Consider the following 26,457-nt stretch of genomic DNA (forward strand, 5'->3'; position numbering starts at 1 on the left):
CTAACTTCTCCTTTCCGGTTTGCATGATCGACCGCCGGCTAGTCGCGGGCGGTCTTTTCGCCCTTGTCCTCCTTGCAGCGGCAGTTGCGGCAATCGCCGTTGCAGCCGCAGCCCTTGCCAGCTTCCAGACCAGGTTTCTGCGGCGCGCCGCCGTTGTTTTCAGACATGGACTTCTCCTCTCCCGGCCCCATGCCGGGTGTTTGCAGCCTTTTAATCCGGCCGGTGGGGGCCCGGTTCAGTGGCCCTGGCAATCGCAGCCGTCGCGCTTGGCCGACTTTTGCTCGCAAGACCCGCCGCAGCCGCAGCCGCAGTCACCGCCGGTCTTGCCCGACATCTGCCGCCAATAGCGCCAACCCAACCAGCCAACCGCCCCGGCCACCACCACGATGGCCACCACCAGATCCAACATCGCTTTCAGCCCAATCCCAGGGCCATGCCGCCCCGATAGACCGCCAAGGCCAGCACGTAGGCCAAGGCGGTGGTGTAGGCCACCGAGAACAAGGCCCACTTCCACGAGCCCGCCTCTTTTTTGATCACCGCCACCGTGACAAAGCACGGCGCGTAAATCATCACGAAGATCATCAAGGCCATGGCCTTGAGCGGGCCCCAACCAGGCTCGCGGGCCAGGCGCTGAGCCAGGCCTTCGGTCTCCTCGGGATCGACCTCGCCCATGCTGTAGGCCGTGCCCAGGGTGGCCACCACCACCTCCTTGGCCGCGAAACCGCCCACCAGGGCCACGTTGGTGCGCCAGTCAAAGCCCAGCGGCGACATCAGGCCGTCCAGGCCCTGGCCGATGCGCCCGGCCAGCGAGTGGGCCAGTTGGGCCTGGGCCATGTCCTGCTCTACGGTGGCCTTGGCCTCGTCACTGGCGGCGGCCGCGACCTTTTGCTCCCACTGGGCGGCTTGCTCCTCGGGCAGGCCGGGGAAGCTCATCATGGCCCACATCACGATGCTGATGCCCAGAATCACCGTGCCGGCCTTTTTGATGTATTGCCAGGTGCGCTCCCAGGTGTGGATCGCAAGCCCGCGCCAGGTGGGCAGACGATAGGGCGGCAGTTCCATGACAAAGGGCGCGGCCTCGCCACGCAGCACCGTCCAGCGCAGCAAACGCGCCGCCAGCAGGGCGATCGACCACGAAACCAGCGTCAGGGCGAACATCATCTGGGCCTGGTGCGCGGCGAAAAAGGCCGAGATCAAAAGGGCGTAGACCGGCAGCTTGGCCCCGCAGTTCATCATCGGCACGGTGAGGATGGTGGCCAGACGGGCCTTGGGATCCTTGAGCGTGCGGGTGGCCATCACGCCGGGCACGGCGCAGCCGCCGCTGATGCCGCCGCTGACGATCATGGCCATGACCGAGTTGCCGTGCAGGCCAAAGCCGCGCAAAACGCGGTCGACCAAAAAGGCCACCCGGGCCAGATAGCCGGTGTCTTCCATGAAAGCGATGGCCAAAAACATGAACATGATCAGCGGCACGAAGCCCAACACGCCGCCCACGCCGTCGATGACCCCGCTGACCACCAGCGATCGCACGAATCCGTCGGGCAAGGTCGCCTCGGCCGCGCCGCCCAACCAGCCGATCAGGCCCTCCAGCCAGGCCACCGGGGCCTCGCTGGCCCAGAAAACGAACTCATAGACGCCGTAGAGCACCGCCAGCAAAAACAGCGGGCCGATCAAGCGGTTGGTCAGCACCTTGTCGATCTTGTCGCTGAGCTCCAGGCGGCGGGCCCTGGTCTCGCGCACGGCCTGGCGATAGACGCCGCCGATGTAGCCGTAGCGGCCGTCGGAGATGACGCCGGCCGGGTCGTCGTCGGCGGTCTTGGCGATGTGATCGGCCAATTTCTGGCGTAGCGGCTCCAGCTTGTCCGCCAGGCCGGGATCGCCGCCCACCTGGCGGATCACCTCTTCGTCGCCCTCCAGCAGCTTGACGCCCACCCAGCGCGGCGACAGCGGGCCCCAGGCCAGGCTCTGACCACTGAAGTTCTCCACCAGCTTGGCCAGGGCCTGATCGACGTCGTGGCCATAGGAAAGCTCCAGCGGTTTCCATTCCTTGCGCTCGGCGGCCACCTGGGCGGCGGCGTCGAGGAGCTCTTTCATGCCCTTACCGCCACGGGCCACGGTGGGCACCACCGGCACACCCAGCAGTTGGCTCAGCTTGGCCACGTCGATCTGTAGGCCGCGGGCCTCGGCCACGTCGATCATGTTCAGGGCGATGACCAGCGGCGCGCCCAGCTCCATGAACTGCACGGCCAGGTAGAGGTTGCGCTCCAGGTTGGCGGCGTCGACCACGTCGATGATCACATCGGGCCGCTGTTGGATGATGAAATTGCGCGCGACGACTTCCTCGAGCGAGTAGGCGGTCAGGCTGTATGTTCCGGGCAGGTCGACCACCTCGATGGTCTGCTGGCCGTGGCGGACCTGGCCCCATTTTTTTTCGACCGTCACGCCGGGGTAGTTGCCCACGTGCTGGCGCGCGCCGGTGAGGGCGTTGAACATCGAGGTCTTGCCGGAATTGGGGTTGCCGGCCAGGGCCACGGTGAAGCCGCGTTTTTCCGTCATGGCCGACCCTCCAGGCGCACCATGATGTGATCGGCCTCGTTGTTGCGCAGGGCCAGGCAATAACCTTTGACCTTCAGCTCCACCGGGTCGTTGAGCGGGGCGCGGCCCATGACCATGACCTCAACGCCGGGGGCCAGGCCCATGTCCCGGATGTGACGACCCAATTCGCCACCGGCCGCGACCTTCACGATCACGGCCACATCGCCGACTTTCAAGCGGCGCAGTGACTCAACAGCGTTCAATGTTTTTCCTCTTTGCCAACATATTGTTATCGTGGGTAAATGTCTGGAGCAACGCCCCGCCGGCCGCCGCCTTTCCGGCGGTGGCCCTTGCGCCGACTTTCCAGCGGCGTGGCGGCTTGGCGTTGTTCACAGGCGCTCCATTTTTTAGCTCCGCCTAACCAGCGGCTTAAAAAAAATTAGGCCGCGAACTCCAGGAGCATCTCCTCCAAGGAGCCCACGCCGGTGCGGCCCAGGGCGATGAAGGGCTTGCCGGCTTTTTTGCATTCGGCCTTGACCGTGGCCAGGGCCCCGTGGCTGTTGACCGAGGTGATGAAGACCACCACGTCGGACTTGATGACGATCTGGCGCAGGCGACGGCTGCCGCCCCGCACGTGACCGGGGTGGAAGCTGCACTGGCCGCCCAGCTTGTCGATGGCTTGGCAATAACTGCCCTCCATGCGCTCCAACCCGCCGATGACCGCCACCTTCAGCCCCTGCAACGGGCAGCAGGCGCATTGGGCGCTGACCGCGCAAGCGCCGCGACCACCGGACCGCCGCCGGCCGCCCCGACCAAGGCTGGTGCGCTGGCCAGCGTCCAGGCCCATCTGCCGGGCGTGATCGTCGGAGACCAACCACGGCCGCAGGCAGGCCATGCCCTGGCCCAGCATTTCGGCGGCCAGAGGGCCGGCCATGCCGCGCACGGCTTCGTTTTGGTGTCGCAGACAAGCCCACAAAGCGCCCACGCGGTAGCCGCCACCGATCAGCCGCGCCTGGGCCGCTTCGGGGTTCAGGCGGCGCAACTTGTTTATTTCGCGCCTAAAACGACGATCGAGATGCGCGGCCACCGCCCCGGCCACCGCCGGAACCTCGCGGCAGGCCAGGTGCAGGCGGGGCAGCAGGTCGTGGACCGTCATGCCCTGCGCGGCGCTGCCGGGCTCGGTCGCGGCCAGCATTTCGGCCATGGCCTTGGGGCCCAGCGCCCCATTTAGAAGCACGGTCAAAGTGAGCTGATCACAATGCCAATCCGGGTGCGTTTCCGGCTGTTTTGCCGCATTTGTATTGATAAGACTGGGCATAACTAGTTTGACCTTTCTTAACAATGTGGCAAAATCCATTCACGGCGCCCTGAAAGACGCCACTATTGGCGCTCACGACGATTTTTTTGTTTGATACATCTAAATTAGTTGGGTGTCAACATAAAACGTGCTATCTTTTTCGCATACACGAGACTTTTTAAAGAAAAGGGGCGGCAAACTCATGAGCACCACCAAACATTCGGGCGATCACCAAGAGCTGACCCCCCAACTGGAAGACTACCTGGAGACCATCGCCCTCCTGCAGGAGCAAAGCCCCGTGGCCCGGGCCAAGGACATCGCCGACCGTTTGGGCGTGACCCCGGCCACGGTCACCTCGGCCCTGCGCAGCTTGGCCGAAAAGGGCCTGATCAACTATCAGCCCTACAGCCACATCACCCTCACCGACCAGGGCCGCCAGCGAGCCCAGGATGTTTTGCGCCGCCACGAGGTGCTGTCCGAGTTTTTCGGCGTGGTGCTGCGCGCTCCGTCCCGGCAGGCCGAGGACAACGCCTGCCGCGCCGAGCACGTGCTCGACCCCGACATCATCGAACGGATGGTGCGGTTTTTGAGTTTTCTCAAGAACTGCCCGCGCACGGGCCAGGTCTGGCGTGAGGCTTTCGAGCGTTTTTGCCACGAAAAGCCCGATCACGCCGATTGCAAGGAGTGCGTCGGCCGCTGTCTGGCCGAGCTCTACGCCCCGCCCGCCGAGTGAGCCTCTCCGGCGGCCAAGCGTCGCCTGAACAGCTCCAACGAGTCCCGGGCCGTCACCCGGCCGGCCTGGATGTGCACCACCGCGTCGGCCAGGGCCACGATCTCCTCGGGTTGATGGCTGACGTAGATCACCGGGATGGCCATGCGCCCGCGCAACCGGCCGAGGTAATGCAAAACCTCGTCCTTGCGCTGGGCGTCCAGCGAGGCCAGGGGCTCGTCCAACAAAAGCAGCCGAGGGCTGGCCAGCAAGGCCCGGCCGATGGCCACGCGTTGCTTTTCGCCGCCCGAAAGCCGCCCCGGGCGTCGCCGCAGCAACGGCTCCAGGCCAAGCATCTCCACCACCTGCTCGAAATCGGCCCAGGCCTGGCCCGGTGGGGTCAGACGCTGGCCATAACGCAGATTGGCCCGCACCGATAGATGCGGGAACAATCGCCCCTCCTGAAATACATAGCCTACCCGCCGCTTTTCTGGCGGCAGGTTCACGCCCGTGGCCGAGTCGTAAAGCGCCCGGCCGTCCAACTCCACGCGCCCGGCGTCGGGCCGCGTGAGCCCGGCCAGCATGCCCACCACCGACGTCTTGCCCGCCCCCGATGGCCCGAACAAGGCCGTTACGCCAGGCGCGTCACGGCAAAACTCCACCTCCAGGTCCAGCTCTCCCAACCGCTTGCGCAGCTTGGCCAAAAACATCGCCCTAACCCCCCAGCCTGGCCGCCAGCCGGCGCGAAAGCAACTCCGAGGCCAACAGCGCCCCCAGGGCCAGAACCATGGCCACCACGCACAGCCGCGCGGCCACTTCCTCGCCGCCAGGAGCCTGCAAGGCGCTGTAAAGCGCCAGGGGCAGGGTGCGCGTCTGGCCGGGAATGTTGGAGACAAAGGTGATCGTGGCCCCGAACTCGCCTAGGCCACGGGCAAAGGCCAGCACCAGCCCGGCCAACACGCCGGGCAAGGCCAGGGGAAGGATGATCGTCAAAAACACCCGCCAGCGCCCCGCGCCCAACGTGCGCGCCGCCTGCTCCAAACCCACGTCCACCGCCTCCACTGACTGCCTGATGGCCCGCACCATCAACGGAAAGGCCACCACCGCCGAGGCCACGGCCGCCCCTTTCCAATCGAACATGAAATTCAACCCGAAGACGTCATGAAGCCATGACCCCACAACGCCACGCCGTCCCAGGATCACCAACAGCAAATAACCCGTCACCACCGGCGGCACCACCAGCGGCAAATGCACCAGCCCGTCCAAAAGCGTCTTGCCCGGAAAACGCAGCCGAGCCAATATCCAGGCCACGGCGATGGCCGGCCCCAGGCTGCCCGCCACCGCCCAGAGCGCTACCCACAAGCTCAAGCGGATGGCCTGCCACTCCGCCGGGCCCAGCGCAAAGATGTCCAAACCAGCAACCTCCGGCCACCGAAAATCAGCGAGGCCGCGCCAAATACAGGCGCGGCCCCGGCGCTTCGGCCCGCTCCGCGCGCTACTTCACCACGAAACCATATTTCTTGAAAACCTCCGCCGCCGCCTCGGAACGCAAAAATTCGGCAAACCCCTTGGCCGCCACCGTGTCGCGGCCGGCGATCAAGGCCACGGGATAAACCACTGGCTTGTGGCTGTCGGCCGGGAAGGCGGCCACCACTCGCACCTTGTCGCTGATGGCCGCGTCGGTGGCGTAGACCACGCCCAACGGGGCCTCGTCGCGCTCGACCAAAGCCAGGGCCGCCCGCACATTGGCCGCCAAGGCCAAATTGTCGGGGCCAAGCTGTGGCCATACGCCAAGGTTGGTCAAGGCTTCCCTGGCGTAGATGCCCACCGGCACGTGGTCCGGGTCGCCCATGGCCAGGCGGCCGCCGGCCAGCCACTCCGTCAGCGGAAAACCTGGCTTGACTTCGCCCTGAATCGTGCTCGCGACGGGCGCGATCAACACAAGCTGATTGCCCAGCAAGTCAATGCGCGAACCCTCGGCCAACAACTTTTTTTGGGCCAGATAGTTCATCCACGCGGGATTGGCCGACAAAAACACATGCACCGGCGCGCCGTTGGCGATCTGCTTGGCCAAAGTCGAACTGGAAGCGAACGAACATACCACCTTGGCCTTGCCCGCCGCCTCATAGGCGTTGGCGATGTCGGTCATGGCGTTGGTGGTGGAGGCCGCGGCAAACACCGTCACCGTTTCCAACTGTTGAGCCGCGCCCGGGCCCGCCGCCAACAATAGCGTCAAACCCGCGATCAACGCGGCCACCTTTGCGCGCAACATCGAACACCTCCAGGCGAAGCGCCGTGTTTGGATGAATCTTGAGCCGGCGGGCGGCCCAGCATGGCCCCCCGCCACAATCACTTTTTTAAGCATAGTTCACAATCGCCGAATCGTCGACGAGGGTATGAAAATGATATGGTTATATCATTAAAGATATAGCGAGGCAAGCTTTGACGACCCCACGCGCGATGCGGTCAACGTGGTCCGAAACGGGCAGGGGGTTCGTTTTAGCCATGGGTGGTGGGTGTTGTTGGGTTGGGTTGGGTTGGTTGAGTCGGTGTGGCCGGCTGAAATGGTGGAAGATCAATTTGAGATAAAACCAAGAAGGCGGCGAAGGTCAAGGTCAAGGTTAAGGTTAAGAAGTTAGAATGAGAGTTGAGAAGAAGAATAAGAATGAAGAATAAGAATGAAGAGTAAGAATCAAGAATAAGAAAAAGAATAAGAAAAAGCCATTGCGGGGCGGGGAGGGGGCTCTTTTGCGGCGACAAAACCTGTACAGATATAGTATTTACCTGACACTGCCGCCCCTGGCGGGGTGATTTTTAGGCGGCCTTTTGGGACGCCTTTTCCTTGGGCTTCTTACGCCCGGGCAGGCCCTCCAGGAAAGCCTGACTCGGCGTCCTGCCGTTCATGTTCCGGCCCTGGTGCGCCCGCTCATGGTTGTAATGGCGCAGATACTCATCCAAGTCGGCCTGCATCTCATCCAAGGTTTCATACCATTTCTGACGGCCCTTGATCCGGAAATGCTCGTCCAAGAGCGTCCGGTGAAGCCGTTCCACGAAGCCATTGCTCTGAGGCCGACGCACCCTGGTGGTGCGGTGTTCGATCCCCTCAAGCTGCAGAAACAGCTCATACGGATGCTGGTCTGGCCGGCCGCAAAACTCTCGCCCATTGTCCGAAAGCACCGTCTCAATCACCGCGTCGTGGGCCTCAAAGCACGGCAGCACTTCCTCGTTGAGCACATGCACCGCCGTGACCGGAAGCTTGCTGGTGTACAGGCGACCCCAGGCGTGGCGGCTGTGGCAGTCGATGACCGATTGTAGATACACCTTGCCCACGCCCTTGAGCGCGCCAACGAAAAACGTGTCCACCGCCACCAGGGCCCCGGTGTGCCGGGCCTCGATGTGGCGGTCGCGAAACTCCGGGCTGAAGCGCTCCAAAGCCCGAATCTGCTCGTCGCTGAGTTGAATGTCCTGGGCGCGAACCGATTGCTCGAGACGCAAAAGACGCTCGTGCCGCGTGAGCATCTCGTGGCGACTCCACACGCCTCGCACGCCGCCGGAACTCACTTGCACGCCGCGAAGGGCCAATTGCTGCGACACGCGAAGCGCTCCGTGGGTCGGATACTCCAGGCTGTAAGCCATGATCGCCGCCTCAACCTCCGCTTCCACACGATTGGGATGCGGCCCCTTGGGGCCGGGCAAACGGTCCACAAGGCCCTGTGCGCCGTAGGTCTGGAAATTGCGCCGAATCTCGTAAAACTGCTGCCGCGAGTAGCCCATCAGTTTGCAGGCCCGGCTGACGTTGCTCAATTCCCCAGCAAGCTCTAGCAGACTCAGCTTCCTTCGTGCTACCTTCTTCTCCGTGGTCATGTTGCCCTCCTGTGTTGAGGTTTGTTCGAGTTTCGCAACTACAAACCTACCCCAACCAAGGGCGGCATGACCACTTCCTCTACGTGGTCGACTGTCAGGTCATTACTAGATCAGCACACAAAACCGCCCCCTCGCCCGCCCCGCGCCCCACCCCTCCCCCGCAAAATAGCCTTCCGACCGCTGGAGCGCGTTTGTGGCTCCGAGGTGTCCGTGGCCACGCCGCCCGTTCGCGGCGCTGGTGCATGGGCTCTTAGAAGTCGGGCGCGGCTGCTTTGATAGCGGCGCTACAAAGAATCGCGGAATCGCGTTGGCTGGATTTAGCGGCCTATCACCGGGAGCTACGGAGGGTAGGTGATAACCTCCCCTACTCGACCCGCTCTGCCTGGCCGGGCGCCGGCCCACCGGGAGCTACGGACGGTAGGTGTTAGCCCGGCCTACTCGACCCGCTCTGGAAGGCCGGGCACCGGCCCACCGGGAGCCACTGACGGTAGGTGTTAGCCTGGCCTACTCGACCCGCTCTGGGAGGCCGGGCGCCGGCCCACCGGGAGCTACGGACGGTAGGTGTTAGCCTGGCCTACTCGACCCGCCTTGCCTGGCCGGGCGCCGGCCCACCGGGAGCCATGGAGGGTAGGTGATAACCTCCCCTACTCGACCCGCTCTGCCTGGCCGGGCGCCGGCCCCGCTCTGCCTGGCCGGGCGCCGGCCCGGCCTTGCGAGTTTTTTAATAAGGCAGCAGGTCTTTTTCTTTTGGGACGAACCAGAAGCATGGCGGTTCGGTGGGTGCGGGGAATTCGAGGTAGCCCAGTTGGGCGTAGGTGTTGACCCAGTCGACTTCGTAGGCGACGTCGGCGTTGGAGCAGCGGACGACGTCGTTGGAGAGTTCTTCGCAGAAGAGGCAGGCGGGGCAGCGGCATTCGGTCATGGTGTGGTCCTTGGTCAATCGCGCATGGTGTCGGCGAAGCTGCGCAGTTTTTGGCGGGCGTCCTGCAGGGTGGCCATGAGGGTGAGGCTATGGTTGGCGAACATGGAGTCGCGGGAGCCGTTAAGGACGAAGCACGGTTCGAACTGGGCCAGGCGCAGGTCTTCGATGACGCTATCGATCATATCGGTGGAGCGTTTGGCTTTGATGACTTCGCGGAATTCGTAGCGCGAGGCCATGAGGATTTGGCGCATGGCGTAGGCGACGCCGCGGGCGTGATAGAAATTGTCGTCGATTTGTGACCAGGGCACTTTGACGTAGGTTTGTTTGGTGTCTTCGGTGTTGGGGTCGCCGGCGGCTTCCTGGCTGGCGACGAGGATGCGGTCGCGTGGCGCGTTGGCCAGGCGGGTGCTTTCGCCGCCGAGGAGGCTGGCGAACTGGTACATGAGCACGACGAGGTTGTCGGTGCGGGGATAAAAGGTGCTTGAGCCGTTTTGGAGGCCTTGTTCGTATTCGCGCAGGGCCTTGACGCCGCTGGAGAATTTGGCTTCGGCGGCGGGGAAGAGCCAGAGGTTGGGGTTGTTGCTGAAAGCGGTGAAGGCCTGGTCGGCGTTGGGGTCGATTTTGTCGGTGGTGCGCTGGCGCGAGAGGTCGTCGCGCAGGACGCGGGTGGCGTAGCGCATTGTTTCGAGGACGCCGAGCTGGTAGTTCTGGGGGTTGTCGAGCAGGATGGTGGGGTAGAGTTTGTCGTTGGGCAGCCAGGCTTCCAGCAATTGATCACCCATGGTGACCAACGTGTTGGTGAAGACCACGCCGGGGGCTGGCGGTTTTTTGGCGGCGTCGGCGGGCACGGGGTCGAAGGGGTCTTTGAAGGCGCGGGCGTAATCGTACCAGCAGATGAAGGGCGCGGCCAGGCAGTAGAGCAACACCAGCAGGGCCAGGCCTCTGGCGGCGCGGCCGGCCAGGGATGTTTCGGCGGCCAGGGGGTTGAACCAGCCGAGCAGTCGGCCGCCTTTGGATTTTTCTTCTTGCGCGGCGTGCATTTCATACCATCCGTCGTGGGTTTTGGCGGATCGGGCCACGATGACCCTTTTGATACTACATGCTCCTGGAAGCGCCCGATTTGTCAAGGGCCAAGCGGGCGATCTTTTGGGCGATGGCGGTGGTGGAGAGCCCTTGCACCAGGGGGATCGACAGGACAACCCCGCCTTGGGCCAAGACAAATTCCGCGCCGACGATCTTGTCCACCGGCCAGTCGCCGCCCTTGACCAAAATATCCGGGGCGATAATTTCGATCAGCGCGGCCGGGGTGGGATCGTCAAAGACGACCACGGCGTCGACGGCTTGCAGGGCGGCCACGACCTCGGCGCGTTGCGCCTGGGGCACCAGGGGGCGCTCGTCGCCCTTGCCCAGGGTGCGCACGCTCTCGTCTGAATTGAGGCCCAGCACCAGCATCTGGCCCAGGGCGCGGGCCTGATTCAGGTAACGCACGTGTCCGGCGTGCAGCAGGTCGAAGCAGCCGTTGGTGAAGACGACCTTGCCGCCGGTGGCGCGCACGGCTTGGGCGGCTTGGGCGACCTGTTGGGCGCTTTGGATTTTGCGTCTGGTGTCCGGCTCAGGGGTTGTCATGGATCTCTCCCATGGCGCGCGAGACGGTCAGGGCGCGCACCTGGACCGCGCCGGCGGCCAGCAGGGCCATGGTGCATTCGTGGAGCGTGGCCCCGGTGGTTTGCACGTCGTCGATGAGCAGCACGCGGCGGCCGTCGACCTGGGCGGCCAGGCGCGGGTTGACGGCAAAGGCCCCGCTGACGTTGGCCAGGCGTTCTTGGCCGTTTAGCCGAGCCTGGGGCCTGGTGTGGCGCAGGCGCAGCAACAGTCGGGCGCGCAGGCGGCCCTGGCCCTGGTCCAATCGCCGGGCCAGCCAGGCCGCCTGGTTGAAGCCCCGGCCCAGCAGGCGCAAACGGTGCAGCGGCACCGGGCAGATGATCTCGGCCCAGCCAAGCATTTCGGCCGGCGCGCGTTCGCACAGCAGCAGGGCCAAGGCGCGGCCGGCGGCCCAGTCGCGGCGATATTTGAAGGCGCGCACGCACTGGGCGGCCGGGCCGGCGTGTTTGGCCACGGCGAAGCTAAGGCTGTCGATGGGCTCCAGCGAGGGCTCCACCGTGGGCTCGACCTGGGCCAGGCAGGCCGCGCAGAGCCCGCCGCCGTGGGCCGGCCGGCCGCAGGCCGGGCAGCGGGCCGGAAAGGCCAGCTCCAGCAGGCCCCGACCCAAGGCGGCCAGCGAAGGCGGCACGATTCTAGAGCCTCTCGACCACCGCCTGGGCGAAGCCCGAGCAGGAAAGCTCGGTGGCCCCGCTGATCTGGCGGGCCAGATCGTAGGTGACCATGCCATCTTGCACGGCCCGGCCCAGGGCGGCGGGGATCAGGTCGGCGGCCTCGACCCAGCCCATGTGTTCGAGCATCATCGCCCCGGAAAGCACCAGCGAGCCGGGGTTGACTTTGTCTTGCCCGGCGTATTTTGGCGCGGTGCCGTGGGTGGCCTCGAACATGGCGCATTCGTCGCCGACGTTGGCCCCGGGGGCCATGCCCAGCCCGCCGACCTGGGCGGCCAGGGCGTCGCTGAGATAATCGCCGTTGAGGTTGGGCATGGCCAGGACGTCGTATTCGTCGGGCCGCAGGAGCACCTGCTGGAACATGGCGTCGGCGATGCGATCCTTGATCACCAGCTTGCCAGGCTCTTCCTGGCCCTCGCGCACGACGCGGCCGGCGTATTTTTCGGCGGCCAGCTCATAGCCCCAATCGCGGAAAGCGCCCTCGGTGAACTTCATGATGTTGCCCTTGTGCACCAAGGTGACGCTTTGGCGGCCGCGGGCCAGGGCGTAATCGATGGCCATGGCCACCAGGCGTTTGGTGCAGCGGGCGCTCATGGGCTTGATTCCCACGCCGGCCTGGGGGTCGACGACCGCGCCCAGCTCCGAGGCCAGGAAGTCGATCAGCCGCTTGGCCTCGGGGCTGCCCGCGCGCCATTCCAGGCCGGCGTAGACGTCCTCGGTGTTTTCGCGGTAGATGACCATGTCCACGGCCTCGGGCCGTTTCACGGGGCTGGGCGCGCCGGGGATGTGGCGCACGGGCCGGATGCAGGCGTAGAGGTCGAGCACCTGGCGCAGGGTGACGTTCAACGAGCGAAAGCCGCCGCCCACCGGCGTGGTCAGGGGGCCCTTGATGGAGACCTTCAGCGCGGCAATGTCTTCGATGGTTTTTTGGGGCAGGTATTGGCCGGTTTGCTCCAGGGCCTTTTCGCCGGCCAGCAGCTCGACCCAGGCGATGCGCCTTTGGTCGCCGTAGGCCTTGGCCACGGCCGCCTCCAGGATCAGCTTGGTGGCCCGCCAGATGTCGGGGCCGGTGCCGTCGCCTTCGATGTAGCCCACCGCCGGGATGGCTGGGACTTGCGGTTTGCCGTCTGGACCGATGGTGATGGGCTCCGCGCCCTGGGGCAGATTGCCGAGGGTGTGGCTCACGGCTCTATTTCTCCTTTTGCTTTTCGGCCTCGTATTGGGCCAGGAACTCCGCGTGGCTGGCCTGGGGGTTGATGCCGGGGCAGACCAGCTTGGCCTCCTCGAAGGCCGAGGCGTTTTTGAGCATGGCCCCCAGCCAGGGCCAGGCCCGGCAGATGCGCGGCTTGGCCTGGTGGATGCGGCAGCCGTCGGGCCCCAGCAGGATGCACACGCCGTTTTCGTCGCAGATTATCTCGTATTTTTCGCCGCGCCGGCGGCAATAGAGTTCGACGAAAGCCTCGGGCGCAAGATCCAGCAGGGCCGCGGCGGCCGGCAACTCCTCGCGCAACAGCCAGGCCGCGCCCTCGCCGGTGCAGCACTGGCTGCAACGCAGACACTCGAAGGCGAGGGGGCGGCTGTTTTTTTGCTCGTGGTTCGTCATGGCAGTCAGCAGATTACACCGCCCGGCCCGGCCTGGCAAGGGCGCTCAGCCCTTGGCGCCCAGCAGGGGAAAGACCTTTTCGCGCACGAATTTGATCGAGGACTTGGCCTCCTCGGCGGCCCGTGGCCAATAGCGGCCGCGCAGCGCGCCGGGCGGGTCCAGCAGCATGCGCCGATCGCGCCCCAGCTTGTGGGCCTGGACGAAATTCTTGGGCATCTCCTCGGGCAGCTTGTCTTCCTGGCCGCTGATGATGGCCCAGGCCAGGGCCCAGCCTCGGGCCACGTTGGCCAGGTCGTAGCCGCCGCCGCCCAGGGCCAACCAGCGGCCTTGAGCCATCTGGCGCAGATCCAGCAGGCAGCGGCCCAGGCCCTGGGTGGTCAGGTTGAGATTGGCCAGGGGATCGCCCATGAGGCTGTCCACGCCGGTCTGGCTGACTACGCAGTCGGGCCGGAAGGCCTCCACCAGCGGCGGCACCAGCTCCTCGAAGGCGCGCACGTAGAGGTCGTCGTCGGTGTGGGGCCACAGGGGGATGTTGACGTTGAAGCCCACGCCCTGGCCGCGGCCGATCTCCTCCAAGACGCCCGAACCGGGGAAAAGGGTCTCGGGATTTTGGTGCAGGCTGATGCACAAGACTTTGTCGGAGCCGTAGAAGGCCCACTGCACGCCGTCGCCGTGGTGGGCGTCCAGATCGATGTAGACCACGCGGCGGCCCTGGGCCAGCAGGCGCATGATGGCCAGGTTGATGTCGTTGACGTAACAGAAGCCCGAGGCCCTGGCGGCCATGGCGTGATGCATGCCGCCGGCCATGGAAAAGACCGCCGGCCGGCCGGCCAGCAACAGCTCGGCGGCGGCCAGGCTGGCCCCGGCCGAAAGGGCGGCCCACTCGTAGACGCCGGGAAAGACGGGGTTGTCCTTGCCGCCCAGGCCGAACATGGCGAACGGCGGCGGCACGGGGCTTTCGCTCAGCTCGCGCAGGGTGTCGAGGTAGCGGCGGTCGTGGAACGTGGCCATCTGATCGTCGCTGGCGGGGAAAGCGGGCAGGGCCGGGGCGTCCAGGCCGCAGTCGGTGATGAGCTGATGGGCCAGGGCCAGGCGCTGGACGCGCAAAGGGTGGCCGGGGCCGAAGTCGAACCGCGCGAACTCGTCGGAATAAACGTAAGCCGCTCCCAGATTTGGCCCGATCATGCGTAGTCGTCCCCGTTGGTCGTGAGCGGCCGGCCCAGGCGAGAAAAGTCCTCGCGCCGGGGCCGGCCGCGCGATAAAAGCTGAAAATATACCATCGGGTAGGTTTTGTCCACCCCAAGGCGGCCAATAGCGGTTTGACAGGCCTTGGGGCCGCTGGTACATTCTGACCAGACTAGCAAAGCCAGCCCGGATTCACGTCTTTTGATCGGTGGGGAGGAACCATGGCGCGGGGCTCCCAAATCGAGGCCGATTTGAAAGCCGCCCTCAAGCGGCGCGACGATCTGACCGTATCCTGTCTGCGGATGGCGCGGGCCGCCCTGGCCGGCAAGGCCAAGGATCTGCGTCGACCGCTGGAAGAACAAGAAGAAATTCAGGTGCTCAAGGGCTTGGCCAAGCAGCGCAAGGAAGCGGCCGAGCAGTTCCAGGCCGGCGGGCGGCCCGAGTTGGCCCAGCGCGAACTGAGCGAACTGGCCATCATCGAGGGCTATCTGCCGGCCCAGATGGGCCAGGCCGAGCTGGAGTCCGTGCTGGACCAGGTGTTTGCCGAGCTGCGGCCGCAGGGGCCCAAGGACATGGGCAATGTCATGAAGGCGGTCATGGCCAGGCTGGCCGGGGCCGCCGACGGCAAGCTGGTCAACCAGCTTGTCCGCCAGCGCATGCAGGCTTCCTGATCATTATAAGAAGAGGCTGGTCATCATCGACGCCACGGCTGATTCCCATCTAGACAATGGGCCGGGTTGGACCGGCCAAGCGGACTTGCGCGCCGACGAGGCCGCGCGGGGCTTGTGCTGCGACGAGCAAACCATGGCCGCCCTGGAGCTGCCCGAGTTGCTGGCTATCGTCGCCGGCCTGACCCAGAGCCCCTTGGGCGCGACGCGCGCGCGGCGTTTGCGGCCGTGCAATGATTTGCCCACGGTGGCGCGGCGTCTGCGCCGCCTAAGCCAACTGTGTGATCTGCTTGATCAATCAGGCCCGCCAAGCCTCGATGGCCTGGCCGACGTGGGGCCGCTCTTGGCCCGGCTGGGGGCCGAGGGCGCTTTCCTCACCTGCCCCGAATTGGAGCGTGTGGCCCAGTTTCTTAGCTCGGTCTCCAGCGCCGCCGCCTTTCTCGACCCCAGCGAGAGCCTTTTCGACGAGCTATTTCGCCTGCGCAACTCCTTCATGCCCATGCCCGACCTGGCCAAGCGCATCCGCTCGGTGATCGGGCCGGGCGGTTCGGTGGCCTCCAGCGCCTCGCCGGAGCTGGCCCGCGTCCGCCGCGAGATGGGCCGGGCCCGCGACAGCCTGCGCGGCCAGCTCAACGCCCTGTTCAGCCAGAGCGGCCTCGGCGGCGTGTTTTCCGACCAGATCGTCACCCAGCGGGCCGACCGCTTCGTGGTGCCGGTCAAGGTCGAGATGAAATCGCGCCTGAGCGGCATCATCCACGACGCCTCGGGCACGGGGGCCACCTGTTTCGTCGAGCCGCTGGAGGCGGTGGAGGGCAACAATCGCCTGGCCCTGCTGCGCCGCCAGGAGCACGAGGAAGAGCTGCGCGTGCTGCGCGAGACGGCCCTGGAGATATCCTTCAACCTGGGCGCCCTGCACGAGGCCCAGGACGCCTTGGCCAAGCTGGACTGCCTGCTGGCCCAGGCCGTGTTCTGCCGGCGGTTGGACTGCGCCGAACCCCGCCTGCACGCCGGCGACGAACTGGAGCTGCTCAAGGCCCGGCATCCGCTGCTGGCCTGGCGGCAGGCCCAGGGCCGAGGGCGGGTCGCGCCGGTGGGCCTGAGCCTGGGCGGCGCTTGCCGCACGCTGATCATCAGCGGGGCCAACGCCGGCGGCAAGACCGTGGCCCTCAAGACGGCTGGGCTGATCACGCTGATGGTCATGTGCGGCCTGCGCGCGCCCGTGGAGGCCGGCAGCCGGCTGCCGATTTTTCGCCAGGTGATGGCCGAGATCGGCGACGACCAGGATATCGACCGCGAGCTTTCGACCTTCAGCGCCCACGCCACGCGCCTGGCCTGGATGACCAGGCTGGCCGGCCGCGGTTCGCTGTGCCTGATCGACGAACTGGGCGCGGCCACCGACCCCGGCGAGGGCGCGGCCCTGGGCATGGCCGTGCTGGACTGGCTGCGCCAAAAGGGCGCGCTGGCCATGGTCACCACCCATTTTCATCGGCTCAAGGCCTACGCCGCCGCCGCCGAATGGACCGAAAACGCTTCGGTTTCGTTCAACCAAGCCACCGGCGTGCCGACTTATCAACTGCATTATGGCGCGCCGGGCTTCAGCGACGCCCTGGCCGTCAGCCGGCGTTTGGGCTTTCCGCCCGAGGTGCTGGCCCGGGCCGAGGCCAATCTGGATTCCGGCGAGCGCCAGACCGTGGCCTTGCTGCAAGAGGCCGAGAGCATCCGCCAGCAGGCCGCCGAGGAGCGCGCCAAGGCCGGCCGGGAGCGCCTGGCCGCCGAGGAGGAGCGCCAAAAGGCCCGCCTTTTGTTGCGCCAGGCCCGCGAGCAAAAGGCCGGGGCCCTGGCCGAAGGCAAACGCCGCGTGCGCGAGGTGGCCGCCAGGCTGGAAAAACGCCTGGAAGAGCTGCTGGGCCAGGCCGAGCAGGCCAAGGCCGCCGATCAGCCGGTCAAGCCGGGCAAGCTCAAACAAGAGGTTTATCAGGCGCGGCGCGAGGCGTTGGAAGAGGTGGAGCGGGTGACGGCCCCACCCAAGGCCGATGCGCCTCAAGCGCCCGTCGACGCCTTTGCCGCCCTCAAGGCCGGCGCGGCGGTGCGGGCCATCGCCCTCGATCAAAAGGGCGTGCTGCTGGAGGACGCGCGGCCCGGCGCCGAAACGGTGGCTGTCTCGGTGGGCGTCAGCGGCGTGCGGGTGATGATCCCGGTCAACCAACTCGAACCACTGGGCGGCGCGCGCGAGGACAATCGCCCCAAGCCTGGCGTGAGCGTGCAGGTGCAGGCGGCCAGCGGGCTGGATCTGAACCTGGTGGGCCTGCGGGTCGAGGAGGCCCTCGACAAGGTGGACAAAGCCGTGGACCAGGCCGTGGTGGCTGGCCGAAGCAGGCTGTGCGTGGTGCATGGGGTGGGCACTGGCCGGCTGCGCGCGGCGGTGCGCGAGTTTTTGCGGGGGCATCCCTTCGTGGCCGGGGTGCGCCAGGCCGAACCGCGTCAGGGCGGGGCCGGCGTCACCGTGGCCGAGCTGCGGGAGTAGGCCGCCGTGGCGCGCATCCCCGACGACGTCATCGATCAGGTGCGGCAGATGGCCGATATCGTCGAGGTGGTCGGCCGGCGGGTGATGCTGCGCCAGGCCGGGCGGACGTTCAAGGGCGTCTGCCCCTTTCACGGCGACAAGGATCCCAGCCTGGTGGTCAACCGCGAGCGGGGCACCTGGCACTGCTTCGGCTGCGGCGAGGGCGGCAACGTTTTTGGCTTTGTGATGAAAGATCAGGGCCTTAGCTTCCCGGAGGCCGTGCGCGAGTTGGCCCAGGGCCTGGGGATAATCATCCCCGAGCCGGACATGGACGAAAGCGCTCGCCGGGCCAGCGACGAAAAAGAGAAGTTGTTGCGGGTGCTGGAAGTTGCCGGTAAGTTTTTCGTGGAGCAACTGCACGGGCCGGCCGGCGCGGAGGCGCGGCGCTATCTGCGGGAAAAACGAGGCCTCGACCGTCGGACCATCGACGAATTCGGCCTGGGCTACGCCCTTGATTCGTGGGACGGCCTGCGGAGGCATCTGTTGGGCCGAGGCGTGAGCGAGGACTTGGCCCTGCGGGCGGGGCTGCTGGCCCCCCGCGAAAGCGGCGGCTCCTACGACCGCTTCAGGGGCCGGGTGGTTTTCCCGATCAGGGACGACAGGGGCCGGGTGGTCAGCTTCGGCGGCCGGGTGCTGGGCCAGGGCGAGCCCAAATACCTCAACGGCCCGGAGTCGCCGCTGTTTTTCAAGTCGGGCGCGCTCTACAACTTCGACCGCGCCCGCCAGCACATGCACAGGAAGGGCCGCGCCGTGGTCGTCGAGGGCTACTTCGACGTGATCACCATGGCAGCTTTCGGCTTCGAGGAGACCGTGGCCCCCATGGGCACGGCCCTGACCGCCCAGCAGGCCCGCCTGCTGGCCCGGGCGGCCCCGAGGGTGATTTTGGTCTTCGACGGCGACGAGGCCGGCCGCAAGGCCGCTCGCCGCTCGCTGGATGTCTTTCTGGGCGAGGGCGTCCATCCGCTGGTGCATCTGTTGCCCGGTGGCGAGGATCCCGACTCGTTTTTGCGGGCCCAGGGCGCGGGGCCCCTGGATGAGGCCCTGGAGCGGGCCAGGCCCCTGGCCGAGGCGACGATCGAACAGATCGTGCGGGCCGGCGACGCCAAGAGCCCAGAGGGCAAAAGCGCCATCGTGGCCCAGGCCGGCGAGCTGATCAAGGCCATGGGCGATCCCGTGGCGGCCTGGGGTTATCTGGAAGACCTGGCCCGGCGCCTGGCTTTGCCGCCACGGGTGGTGGCCGCCAGCTTGGGCCTGCCCGTGCCGGGTGGTCCGCCTTCCAGGCCGGCGCCGGCGCGTTGCGCCCCCGCGCCAGAGGGCCAACGCGACGAGCGAGCCATCCTGGAGATGGCCCTGTGTTCGGCGGAGGCCGCCCGTCACTTGGTGGGTTGCGGCATCCTGGAGTCGCTGCGCGACCCGCTCTTGGCCAAGATCGGCCGGGCCGTGGCCAACGTTTTGGACCGCACCGGAAGCCCCGATCCGGCGGCGGTGATCCAGCAACTGGAAGACCCGCGTTTGCAGGCCATGGTCAGCGGCCTGGCCAGCCGTGGCTTGTGCCTGGACGGCGTCGACGCCGGACGACAGGCCCAACTCATGGCCCAGGGCCTGCGCCGCCGCCGCCTGCGTCAGGAGCGCGCGTTGCTGGCCCAGGCCATCGCCGAGGCCGAAAGGGCCGGCGACGCCCAGCGGGTCGACCACCTGCTGGCCCAGCGACAGAGGCTAGTGGATTGACACCTTCCCCTCTCGACTGAAAAGGGCTAAGGCATGCTCAAGGAAGAAAAAACTCTCGCCGACATCCAGATGCTGATTTCCAAGGGTCGCTCCAAGGGATTTTTGACCTACGAGGAGATAAACGACGCCTTGGACGAGGAAGTGACCTCGGATCGCATGGACGACATGTTGATGGTGCTCGACGAGATGGGCATCCAGCTCGTCGACGACGAGGGTAGCCTCAAGGTCAAGGCGCAGGATTCTTCTTTCGAGGACGAAGCCGAGGACGAAGTGGTGGAAGCGGCCGAGGACGAGGCCGAGATCCCCGGCGACGAGGGCCGCGTCAGCGACCCGGTCAAGATGTATCTGCGCGAGATGGGCCAGGTTTCGCTTTTGACCCGCGAGGGCGAGGTGGAGATAGCCAAGCGCATCGAAAAGGGCGAGCGCCAGTGCATCGACGCCCTGCTGGAGTGCTCGCTGTGCGTGGCCGAGATTCTTGAACTGGGCCGCCGGCTGGAAAACGACGAGCTGCGCATCCGCGACGTGGTCTGCGACATCGACGACGAGGAGTCGTTCGTCCAACAGGAGACGCGCAAGGCCGAGTTCCTGGCCCTGATCGAAAAAGTGCGCGGCCTCGACGAGCGCAACACCGCCACCTACGAGCGCCTGCAACACCGCGACCCCGACCTGGACGCCGAAAAGCGCAAACGCCTGCGCGACGAAATGACCAAAAACCGCCGCCAGATCGCCGAGGAATTGGCCCAGGTCAAGCTCGACAAACGCCAGGTCGACCAGCTGGGCGAGATCATCCGCGTGCGCCTGCGCACCATCGATCATTGCGAGGGCGTGATCACCTCGGCGATGATGGAGACCGGCCTGCCCAAGGGCGATATCGGCAAATTGGCCAAAAAAGTGCGCGCCAACTGCGCCTGCGACGAGGATATGGCCAAATGCCGTTGTGACGGCCAGCGCCTTTTGGCCGTCGACGAGAGCCTGCGCGTGGCCCGCGGCCGCATCCGCGAGGTGGAGATGGAGTGCAAAATGGGCGCGCCCAGCCTGCGCAAGATCCTCGACCGCGTGGGCAAGGGCCAGACCCTGGCTCAGGACGCCAAGCAGGAGCTGGTCGAGGCCAACCTGCGCCTGGTGGTCTCCATCGCCAAGAAATACACCAACCGGGGCCTGCAGTTCCTGGACCTGATCCAGGAAGGCAACATCGGCCTGATGAAGGCCGTGGACAAGTTCGAGTATCAGCGGGGCTACAAGTTTTCCACCTACGCCACTTGGTGGATTCGCCAGGCCATCACCAGAGCCATCGCCGACCAGGCCCGCACCATCCGCATCCCCGTGCACATGATCGAAACCATCAACAAGCTCATCCGCACCAGCCGCTATCTGGTCCAGGAGTTCGGCCGCGAGCCCACCCCCGAGGAGATCGCCGAAAAGATGGACTTCCCGCTGGAAAAAGTGCGCAAGGTGCTCAAAATCGCCAAGGAGCCCATCAGCCTGGAGACGCCCATCGGCGAAGAGGAAGATTCCCATCTCGGCGATTTCATCGAGGACAAGAAGGTCATCAACCCGGCCGACGCGGTGATCAGCCTCAACCTCTGCGAGCAGACCCGCAAGGTCTTGGCCACCCTGACCCCCCGCGAGGAAAAAGTCCTGCGCATGCGCTTTGGCATCGGCCAAAAGAGCGATCACACTCTGGAGGAGGTCGGCCGCGACTTCGACGTCACCCGCGAACGCATCCGCCAGATCGAGGCCAAGGCCCTGCGCAAGCTGCGCCACCCCAGCCGGGCCAAGAAGCTCAAGGCCTTCATCGAAAACTAGGGCGCGGACGGCCCTACATCACCGCCCAGGGCCGGGGCAAAAATATCTTTTCGTAGATGCGCAGGGCGTAGTGGTCGCTCATGCCGGCCACGTAATCGGCCGTGCGCCTGGCCCGCTGATCGGCCGGGGGCAGCGCCCCCACGTGGCGCTGGTACTGCTCGTCGTCCTCGCTCAGGCGCTCCCACAATTCGCGGATGATCTTCGAGGCCTTGATGAAGTCGTGATGCACTTCCATGTTGTCGTAGACCCTGGCGTAGAGGAACTCGCGCAGGCGCCAGATGGCCTCTTCCACCGCCGGGCTCATGCATGGATTGGCCCCGCCGGCGGCCCTGGTCTGGCCGACAAGGTCGCGGACCATGGTGTCGATCTGGTCGCCCAACTTGCGGCCCAATGTCCGCACCACCGCGGGCGGCAGCTCCTGGGCGTCGATGACGCCGCCGCGGATGGCGTCGTCGGTGTCGTGGGCCACGTAGGCCATCACGTCGGCGCAGCGCACCAGCCTGGCCTCCAGGGTCAGTTCGTCGTCGCCCTGGCAGCATAAAAAGCCGCCCTTGCCCTTGGAGTGATGCAAAATGCCCATGCGCACTTCATGGGTCAGGTTGAGGCCACGGCCGTCTTTTTCCAGCAGGTCCACCACGCGTAGCGACTGCTCGTAGTGGCGAAAGCCGCCGGGCAGGAGCTGGTTGAGTTGGGCCTCGCCGGCGTGGCCAAAGGGCGTGTGGCCCAGGTCGTGGCCCAGGGCCACGGCCTCGGTGAGGTCTTCGTTGAGGGCCAGGGCGCGGGCCATGGTCCGGGCGATCTGGGCCACCTCCAGGGTGTGGGTCAGGCGGGTGCGATAGTGATCGCCGGTGGGGGCCAGGAAGACCTGGGTCTTGTGCTTGAGGCGGCGGAAGGCCTTTGAATACAGGATGCGATCGCGGTCGTGCTGAAAAGCCGGCCGCATGGCGCACGGCGGCTCGGGCCGCGCGCGGCCCTTGCTGGCCGCCGATCGGGCCGCGAAAGGCGAGAGGATCGCCTCCTCCCGCCGCTCCAGTTCCTCGCGCAGGGTCATGGGGTTAGTCCTTTACAAAATCGGCCGAACGCTCTAGACTTCGGCATGTTCCGGCCAAGGATAATACATCGCTACCTGCTGCGCGAGATGATAGGCCCCTTTTTTATCAGCCTCGGGGTCTTCACTTTCATGCTCCTGATAGCCAAGATCATGGAACTGACCGATTTGGTGGTCTCCCGCGGGGTTGGTCTAGACGTGGTCGGGCGGCTATTGCTCTACACTTTGCCGTATTTTTTTGTCTTCACCATCCCCATGGCCACGCTGTTGGGCGTGCTGCTGGCGTTTCTGCGCATGTCGGGCGACATGGAGGTGGTGGCCCTCAAGGCCGCCGGCGTCAGTCCCTACGCTTTTTTGCCGCCGGTGGCCGTCTTGGCCATCTGCGCCTGGCTGGTCACCTCGGCCCTGGCCTTTTGGGGCCTGCCCTGGGGCAATCACAGGTTCGAAAATCTGGTTTTTCAGGTAGCCAAGGCCCAGACCGACCTGGCCCTGAAGGAACGGGTGTTCATGGACACCTTTCCGGGCATGGTCATATATATCAGCCGCTTGCCCGGTCAGGGCCAGATGACCGACCTGTTCATCGTCGATGAGCGCGAAAAAGGCCGGCATCACACCATCGTGGCCAAGAGGGGCAAGATCTTTCCGGCGAACAACGATCGGCTGATCCTGCGCCTCTACGACGGCACGATCCATTCGGTGGGCCAAAACCTGCGTTCGGCCCAGACCGCCGCCTTTGTCACCTACGACATCGCCGTCGACGCCAGCACTCTGTCCGCCGCCCATCAGCGCACGACCAAACACGAAAAGGAAATGTACTTCGGCGAACTGCTCGCCGAAATGGACAAACTGCCCGCCGACAGCATGCAGCATTATCTGATCGAAATGGAAATGCACAAAAAGTTTTCGGTGCCCTTTGCCTGCCTGGTCATGGCCCTGATCGGCCTGCCGCTGGGCATGCATTCGCGGGGCGGGCGTTCGTGGGGCGTGGCCATCGCCTTGGTCGTGTTTCTGGGGTATTACCTGATGCTTTCGGCGGCGTGGTCCTTTGGCAAAACCGGCGATTACCCGCCGATCGTGGGCATGTGGGCGCCCAACCTGTTGCTGGGCGCCTTGGCCGTCGAACTGTTCCGCCGCGAGGTCAAGGAAAAGCCGCTGGCCATCCTCGACGTGTTGGGCGGCTTGCCGGTGATCATCCAACGCCTGCTTGGCGCCAAGCTGGCCGACCGAGGGGCGGAGCGATAAATGCGCATCCTCGGTTTATATGTCGCCGGAGAATTCCTCAAGGTTTTCGGCTTCTTGCTGGTGGCTTTCGTCTCGCTGTTCACCTTGTTCGACTTTATCGAAAAGGTGGATAACTTTCACGAGGCCTTGGTGCCGGCTTCGACGATGCTGATGTATTTTCTGCTGCAAGTTCCAGAAATCATTTCGCTATTATCGCCATTGGCCGTTCTTTTGGGCACGATCATCGCCTTGGGCCTGATGTCCAAGCGTGGCGAGACCATCGCCATCAAGTCCTCGGGCGTCAGCGTCATGCGCTTCACCCTGCCCATCGTGCTTTTGGCCCTGACCATCACCCTGTCCACGGCCCTGATCAACGAGATGGCCCTGCCCGGCACCAAGGCCCGCACCAACCACATCTGGAACGTCATGGTCGAAAAGCGGCCCAGCAGCGCCTATTCCCACGAAAAATTCTGGTTCAAGGGCAACGGCTCGATCTACCACATCGGCCTGTTCGATCCGCTGGGTCAGGTGCTTTCCAATGTCGTTTATTATCGTTTTGACGACCACTTCAATCTGGCCGAGCGCATCGACGCGCGCCGGGCGACCTATATCGGCGGAAAGTGGCTGTTTTTTCTGGGCCTGCACCAGCAGCGCCTGCCCCAGGGCGGCTATTCGGCGGTGGTCTTCGACGAACTGGAGAAAAATCTGCCCGAGCGGCCCGAGGACTTCAGTCGCCTTTCCAAACCCAGCGAGGAGATGGGCTTGGCCGAGCTGTCCGACCACGTGGGCAAGGTCGACGCCGAAGGCTACGACACCAGGCGCTATCAGGTCGACATGCACTGCAAGATCAGCTATCCCTTCATCTGCGTGATCATGGCCCTGATCGGCATACCACTGGCGCTTTTTCGCGAGCGGGGGCGGGCCCTGGCCCCAGGCATCGTGGTGGGCATGCTCGTCGCGCTGGTTTATTGGATCAGCTTTGGCTACGCCCGTTCGATCTTCGGTTATGGCGGCGTGTTGCCGCCGATGATGGCCGCCTGGTTGCCCAACGCCATGTTCGCCCTGGCCGGGGTGGGCATGATCACCAGCGTCCGCCAATAGCCGCCGCTAGCCCCACGCCCAACCAGCCGCGCCGGGCCTCGCGTTTCCGGCCACCCGGCCCCACGCCCAACCCGACTGGCCATTTGTCAGCGCACGCGCTGTGGGCCCAGCACGTGGTTGCTGATCACCACCCGCTGGATTTCGCTGGTCCCCTCGTAGATGGTGAAGACCCTGGCGTCGCGGAAGTGGCGCTCGATGTCGTATTCCTTGCAGAATCCGTAGCCGCCGTGCAACTGGAGGCACTGGGAGGTGATGCGATTGACCATCTCGCTGGCGAAGAGCTTGGCCATGGAGGCCTCGGCGGTGAAGCGTTGGCCCTGGGCCTTGAGCAGGGCGGCGTTGACGCACAAAAGCTCGGCCGCCTCGATCTCGGTGGCCATGTCGGCGATGCGCCAGCGCACGCCCTGAAACTGGCTGATGGCCCGGCCGAACTGTTCGCGGCTGTCGATGAAGGTCACGGCTTCATCCAGACAAGCCCGGGCCACGCCCAGCGACTGGGCGGCGATGCCGATGCGCCCGGCGTCCAGGCAGGTCATGGCCACGCGGAAGCCCTCGCCCTCGCGGCCGAGCATGTTGGCCGCCGGCACGCGGCAGTCCTCGAGGATGAGTTGCACGGTGTCGGAGGCCTTGAGACCCAGCTTGTCCTCGGCCTTGCCCACGACGAGGCCCGGCGAGCCCTTGGGCACCAGGAAGGCGCTGACGCCGCGGTGCTTTTTGGATTTGTCGGTGTAGGCGGTGACGATGGTCAGCCCGGCGTTGGAGCCGGTGGTGATAAACTGCTTGACGCCGCTGAGCACCCAGTAATCGCCGTCGCGCACGGCGGTGGTGATCTGGCCGCTGGGGTCTGAGCCGGCGCCGGGCTCGGTCAGGCCGAAGGCGCCGATGACCCGTCCGTCGCACATCGGCGGCAACCACTGACGCTTTTGCTCCTCCGAGCCGAACTTGACCATGGCCTCGCAACAGATCGAATTATGCACGCTCATGACCACGGCCGTGGAGGCGCAGCCATAGGCGATCTCGGCCAGGGCCAGGACGTAGCTCACCGCGTCCACGCCGGCCCCGCCGTACTCCTCGGGAACCATCATGCCCAAAAAGCCCAGTTCGGCCATCCGGGCCAGCATGTCGGCCGGAAAGCGCCCCTCGCGGTCGCGTTGACCGGCGCCGGGCAGCAAGACCTCCCGGGCGAAATCCCGGGCCATGGTCTGGATCATGCGTTGTTCTTCGTTAATGAAAGCAAGCGCCATGGTTTTTCCCCCACTTGTTGTTTGGAACTGGGCCGCGTCGAAACGGCCCGCGCGGCGCGTCGTCCGGCCGGTTAGGGGGTGTAGAGCACCACGATCAGCTCGCAGGTCTGGTCGCCGGTGTTGCGCAGGGTGTGGATGACCCCCGAGTTGAAATGCAGGCTGTCGCCGGGCTTCAAGTCGTTGACGTTGTTGCCCACGGTGATGCGCACCTCGCCCGCGAGCACGTAGACGAACTCCTCGCCTTCGTGCTGATAGCCGGGGCCGTCCAGGTCGGAGGCCGGCTCGATGACCACGCGGAAGCCCTTGAGGTGCTTATGCAGGGCCTCGGGGGTCAGCACGCGGTAGGAATAGTGGTCGGTGCGGGTGCGCACGGCCTGGGCCCGGCGTTCGGCGGCCTCGGCGGTCTCGTCGTCCTTGAGCAGTTCGCCCGAGTCCACCTCCAGGGCGCGGCCCAGGGTCAAGAGCACGGCCACCGGCGGGATGGCCTCGTCCTTTTCGATTTTTTCCAGATAATCCCTGGCCTGGCCGGTCTCGTTGGCCAGGGTCTCCAGGCTCATGCCGCGCTCTTCGCGCAGGCGGCGCAGGCGTTGGCCCAGGGATTTGCGCTTGACGGTGCGGGCCATGGTCTCTCCT

25 protein-coding genes and 1 pseudogene are annotated in these 26,457 nt (G+C 65.5%); 7 read left to right on the forward strand and 19 right to left on the reverse strand.

From position 1 onward, the window contains the following. Positions 1-38: 38 nt before the first annotated feature. The 5 genes from DEBA_RS18875 to DEBA_RS06310 all read right to left on the reverse strand — a co-directional run bounded on the left by DEBA_RS18875 (position 39) and on the right by DEBA_RS06310 (position 3,772). A complete protein-coding gene (locus tag DEBA_RS18875; protein WP_013258083.1) occupies positions 39-167 on the reverse strand; it encodes a hypothetical protein in 129 nt (42 codons plus the stop codon). A gap of 68 nt (positions 168-235) precedes the next feature. Then, positions 236-409 (reverse strand): hypothetical protein, encoded by a 174-nt coding sequence (locus DEBA_RS18085; RefSeq protein WP_013258084.1) that lies wholly within the window; start codon positions 407-409, stop codon positions 236-238. 5 nt (positions 410-414) lie between these two features. Beyond that, positions 415-2,556 carry a ferrous iron transport protein B gene (feoB, locus tag DEBA_RS06300; protein ID WP_013258085.1) on the reverse strand — a complete coding sequence of 714 codons (2,142 nt, stop codon included), beginning with the start codon at positions 2,554-2,556 and terminating at the stop codon, positions 415-417. Beyond that, the gene (locus DEBA_RS06305; protein ID WP_013258086.1) at positions 2,553-2,798 is read right to left on the reverse strand and encodes a FeoA family protein; all 246 of its coding nucleotides are present in this window, start codon (positions 2,796-2,798) and stop codon (positions 2,553-2,555) included. The genes feoB and DEBA_RS06305 overlap by 4 nt, the downstream gene beginning before the upstream one ends. 176 nt (positions 2,799-2,974) lie before the next feature. Then, complete coding sequence (locus DEBA_RS06310; protein WP_245528539.1) at positions 2,975-3,772, reverse strand: DUF2325 domain-containing protein; 798 nt, start codon at positions 3,770-3,772, stop codon at positions 2,975-2,977. A 262-nt stretch (positions 3,773-4,034) separates the two neighbouring features. Between DEBA_RS06310 and DEBA_RS06315 the strand changes: the two genes are divergently transcribed. Continuing rightward, positions 4,035-4,565 (forward strand): metal-dependent transcriptional regulator, encoded by a 531-nt coding sequence (locus DEBA_RS06315; RefSeq protein ID WP_013258088.1) that lies wholly within the window; start codon positions 4,035-4,037, stop codon positions 4,563-4,565. Positions 4,566-4,597: 32 nt separating this feature from the next. Here DEBA_RS06315 and modC read toward each other — a convergent pair. The 11 genes and pseudogenes from modC to DEBA_RS06370 form a co-directional block, all read right to left on the reverse strand. Beyond that, positions 4,598-5,251, reverse strand: a pseudogene (modC, locus tag DEBA_RS06320) (molybdenum ABC transporter ATP-binding protein); the annotation flags it as partial. Positions 5,252-5,255: 4 nt separating this feature from the next. After that, entirely contained in the window at positions 5,256-5,954 is a 699-nt protein-coding gene (gene modB, locus DEBA_RS06325) for a molybdate ABC transporter permease subunit (protein ID WP_013258090.1), read from the reverse strand. 82 nt (positions 5,955-6,036) lie between these two features. Continuing rightward, a complete protein-coding gene (modA, locus tag DEBA_RS06330; protein WP_013258091.1) occupies positions 6,037-6,813 on the reverse strand; it encodes a molybdate ABC transporter substrate-binding protein in 777 nt (258 codons plus the stop codon). A 542-nt stretch (positions 6,814-7,355) separates the two neighbouring features. Continuing rightward, positions 7,356-8,405, reverse strand: coding sequence for an IS481 family transposase (locus DEBA_RS06335; protein ID WP_013257321.1), 1,050 nt, complete (start codon positions 8,403-8,405; stop codon positions 7,356-7,358). Between the two features lie 721 nt (positions 8,406-9,126). Next, positions 9,127-9,345, reverse strand: coding sequence for a hypothetical protein (locus DEBA_RS06340; protein ID WP_043813870.1), 219 nt, complete (start codon positions 9,343-9,345; stop codon positions 9,127-9,129). Beyond that, positions 9,342-10,367, reverse strand: coding sequence for a DUF2333 family protein (locus DEBA_RS06345; protein ID WP_013258093.1), 1,026 nt, complete (start codon positions 10,365-10,367; stop codon positions 9,342-9,344). Before DEBA_RS06345 ends, DEBA_RS06340 begins: the two co-directional genes overlap by 4 nt. A gap of 55 nt (positions 10,368-10,422) precedes the next feature. Next, positions 10,423-10,953, reverse strand: a complete 531-nt coding sequence (gene rfaE2 / locus DEBA_RS06350) for a D-glycero-beta-D-manno-heptose 1-phosphate adenylyltransferase (protein WP_013258094.1) — start codon at positions 10,951-10,953, stop codon at positions 10,423-10,425. Then, positions 10,940-11,617 (reverse strand): ComF family protein, encoded by a 678-nt coding sequence (locus DEBA_RS06355; protein ID WP_013258095.1) that lies wholly within the window; start codon positions 11,615-11,617, stop codon positions 10,940-10,942. The genes rfaE2 and DEBA_RS06355 overlap by 14 nt, the downstream gene beginning before the upstream one ends. A gap of 4 nt (positions 11,618-11,621) precedes the next feature. After that, positions 11,622-12,842: an isocitrate dehydrogenase (NADP(+)) gene (gene icd, locus DEBA_RS06360; protein ID WP_013258096.1), complete on the reverse strand. Its 1,221-nt coding sequence runs from the start codon at positions 12,840-12,842 to the stop codon at positions 11,622-11,624. 4 nt (positions 12,843-12,846) lie between these two features. Beyond that, positions 12,847-13,260 (reverse strand): YkgJ family cysteine cluster protein, encoded by a 414-nt coding sequence (locus DEBA_RS06365; protein WP_013258097.1) that lies wholly within the window; start codon positions 13,258-13,260, stop codon positions 12,847-12,849. Positions 13,261-13,305: 45 nt separating this feature from the next. Then, the gene (locus tag DEBA_RS06370) at positions 13,306-14,445 is read right to left on the reverse strand and encodes an acetoin utilization protein AcuC (RefSeq protein WP_013258098.1); all 1,140 of its coding nucleotides are present in this window, start codon (positions 14,443-14,445) and stop codon (positions 13,306-13,308) included. A gap of 221 nt (positions 14,446-14,666) precedes the next feature. Here DEBA_RS06370 and DEBA_RS06375 point away from each other — a divergent pair, with 221 nt between their 5' ends. The 4 genes from DEBA_RS06375 to rpoD all read left to right on the forward strand — a co-directional run bounded on the left by DEBA_RS06375 (position 14,667) and on the right by rpoD (position 21,210). Then, positions 14,667-15,116, forward strand: a complete 450-nt coding sequence (locus DEBA_RS06375; protein ID WP_013258099.1) for a GatB/YqeY domain-containing protein — start codon at positions 14,667-14,669, stop codon at positions 15,114-15,116. A gap of 85 nt (positions 15,117-15,201) precedes the next feature. After that, positions 15,202-17,637, forward strand: coding sequence for an endonuclease MutS2 (locus tag DEBA_RS06380; protein WP_013258100.1), 2,436 nt, complete (start codon positions 15,202-15,204; stop codon positions 17,635-17,637). Between the two features lie 6 nt (positions 17,638-17,643). Continuing rightward, entirely contained in the window at positions 17,644-19,404 is a 1,761-nt protein-coding gene (dnaG, locus tag DEBA_RS06385; protein ID WP_013258101.1) for a DNA primase, read from the forward strand. Between the two features lie 33 nt (positions 19,405-19,437). Next, entirely contained in the window at positions 19,438-21,210 is a 1,773-nt protein-coding gene (gene rpoD, locus DEBA_RS06390) for an RNA polymerase sigma factor RpoD (protein WP_013258102.1), read from the forward strand. 13 nt (positions 21,211-21,223) lie between these two features. Here the strand turns inward: rpoD and DEBA_RS06395 are convergent, their stop codons facing one another. Then, positions 21,224-22,261 carry a deoxyguanosinetriphosphate triphosphohydrolase gene (locus DEBA_RS06395; protein WP_013258103.1) on the reverse strand — a complete coding sequence of 346 codons (1,038 nt, stop codon included), beginning with the start codon at positions 22,259-22,261 and terminating at the stop codon, positions 21,224-21,226. A 45-nt stretch (positions 22,262-22,306) separates the two neighbouring features. Between DEBA_RS06395 and lptF the strand changes: the two genes are divergently transcribed. Both lptF and lptG read left to right on the forward strand, forming a co-directional pair. Continuing rightward, positions 22,307-23,500 carry an LPS export ABC transporter permease LptF gene (gene lptF / locus DEBA_RS06400; RefSeq protein WP_013258104.1) on the forward strand — a complete coding sequence of 398 codons (1,194 nt, stop codon included), beginning with the start codon at positions 22,307-22,309 and terminating at the stop codon, positions 23,498-23,500. Next, entirely contained in the window at positions 23,501-24,580 is a 1,080-nt protein-coding gene (lptG, locus tag DEBA_RS06405; RefSeq protein ID WP_013258105.1) for an LPS export ABC transporter permease LptG, read from the forward strand. Positions 24,581-24,666: 86 nt separating this feature from the next. Here lptG and DEBA_RS06410 read toward each other — a convergent pair whose 3' ends face one another. Together DEBA_RS06410 and DEBA_RS06415 are read right to left on the reverse strand one after the other, a co-directional pair. Further along, complete coding sequence (locus DEBA_RS06410; RefSeq protein ID WP_013258106.1) at positions 24,667-25,824, reverse strand: acyl-CoA dehydrogenase; 1,158 nt, start codon at positions 25,822-25,824, stop codon at positions 24,667-24,669. A gap of 71 nt (positions 25,825-25,895) precedes the next feature. Next, on the reverse strand, positions 25,896-26,447 hold the full coding sequence (locus tag DEBA_RS06415; protein WP_013258107.1) for a helix-turn-helix domain-containing protein: 552 nt from the start codon (positions 26,445-26,447) through the stop codon (positions 25,896-25,898). Positions 26,448-26,457 lie beyond the last annotated feature (10 nt).

The sequence above is a fragment of the Desulfarculus baarsii DSM 2075 genome, from assembly GCF_000143965.1.
Lineage (GTDB): Bacteria > Desulfobacterota > Desulfarculia > Desulfarculales > Desulfarculaceae > Desulfarculus > Desulfarculus baarsii.

What these genes read in the sequence shown, in the direction of transcription:
- DEBA_RS18875 (WP_013258083.1), bottom strand. Translation starts at nt 167, where the DNA reads ATGTCTGAAAACAACGGCGGCGCGCCGCAGAAACCTGGTCTGGAAGCT.
- DEBA_RS18085 (WP_013258084.1), bottom strand. Translation starts at nt 409, where the DNA reads ATGTTGGATCTGGTGGTGGCCATCGTGGTGGTGGCCGGGGCGGTTGGC.
- feoB (WP_013258085.1), bottom strand. Translation starts at nt 2,556, where the DNA reads ATGACGGAAAAACGCGGCTTCACCGTGGCCCTGGCCGGCAACCCCAAT.
- DEBA_RS06315 (WP_013258088.1), top strand. Translation starts at nt 4,035, where the DNA reads ATGAGCACCACCAAACATTCGGGCGATCACCAAGAGCTGACCCCCCAA.
- modA (WP_013258091.1), bottom strand. Translation starts at nt 6,813, where the DNA reads ATGTTGCGCGCAAAGGTGGCCGCGTTGATCGCGGGTTTGACGCTATTG.
- DEBA_RS06335 (WP_013257321.1), bottom strand. Translation starts at nt 8,405, where the DNA reads ATGACCACGGAGAAGAAGGTAGCACGAAGGAAGCTGAGTCTGCTAGAG.
- DEBA_RS06345 (WP_013258093.1), bottom strand. Translation starts at nt 10,367, where the DNA reads ATGCACGCCGCGCAAGAAGAAAAATCCAAAGGCGGCCGACTGCTCGGC.
- rfaE2 (WP_013258094.1), bottom strand. Translation starts at nt 10,953, where the DNA reads ATGACAACCCCTGAGCCGGACACCAGACGCAAAATCCAAAGCGCCCAA.
- DEBA_RS06365 (WP_013258097.1), bottom strand. Translation starts at nt 13,260, where the DNA reads ATGACGAACCACGAGCAAAAAAACAGCCGCCCCCTCGCCTTCGAGTGT.
- DEBA_RS06370 (WP_013258098.1), bottom strand. Translation starts at nt 14,445, where the DNA reads ATGATCGGGCCAAATCTGGGAGCGGCTTACGTTTATTCCGACGAGTTC.
- DEBA_RS06375 (WP_013258099.1), top strand. Translation starts at nt 14,667, where the DNA reads ATGGCGCGGGGCTCCCAAATCGAGGCCGATTTGAAAGCCGCCCTCAAG.
- rpoD (WP_013258102.1), top strand. Translation starts at nt 19,438, where the DNA reads ATGCTCAAGGAAGAAAAAACTCTCGCCGACATCCAGATGCTGATTTCC.
- DEBA_RS06395 (WP_013258103.1), bottom strand. Translation starts at nt 22,261, where the DNA reads ATGACCCTGCGCGAGGAACTGGAGCGGCGGGAGGAGGCGATCCTCTCG.
- lptF (WP_013258104.1), top strand. Translation starts at nt 22,307, where the DNA reads ATGTTCCGGCCAAGGATAATACATCGCTACCTGCTGCGCGAGATGATA.
- lptG (WP_013258105.1), top strand. Translation starts at nt 23,501, where the DNA reads ATGCGCATCCTCGGTTTATATGTCGCCGGAGAATTCCTCAAGGTTTTC.
- DEBA_RS06410 (WP_013258106.1), bottom strand. Translation starts at nt 25,824, where the DNA reads ATGGCGCTTGCTTTCATTAACGAAGAACAACGCATGATCCAGACCATG.
- DEBA_RS06415 (WP_013258107.1), bottom strand. Translation starts at nt 26,447, where the DNA reads ATGGCCCGCACCGTCAAGCGCAAATCCCTGGGCCAACGCCTGCGCCGC.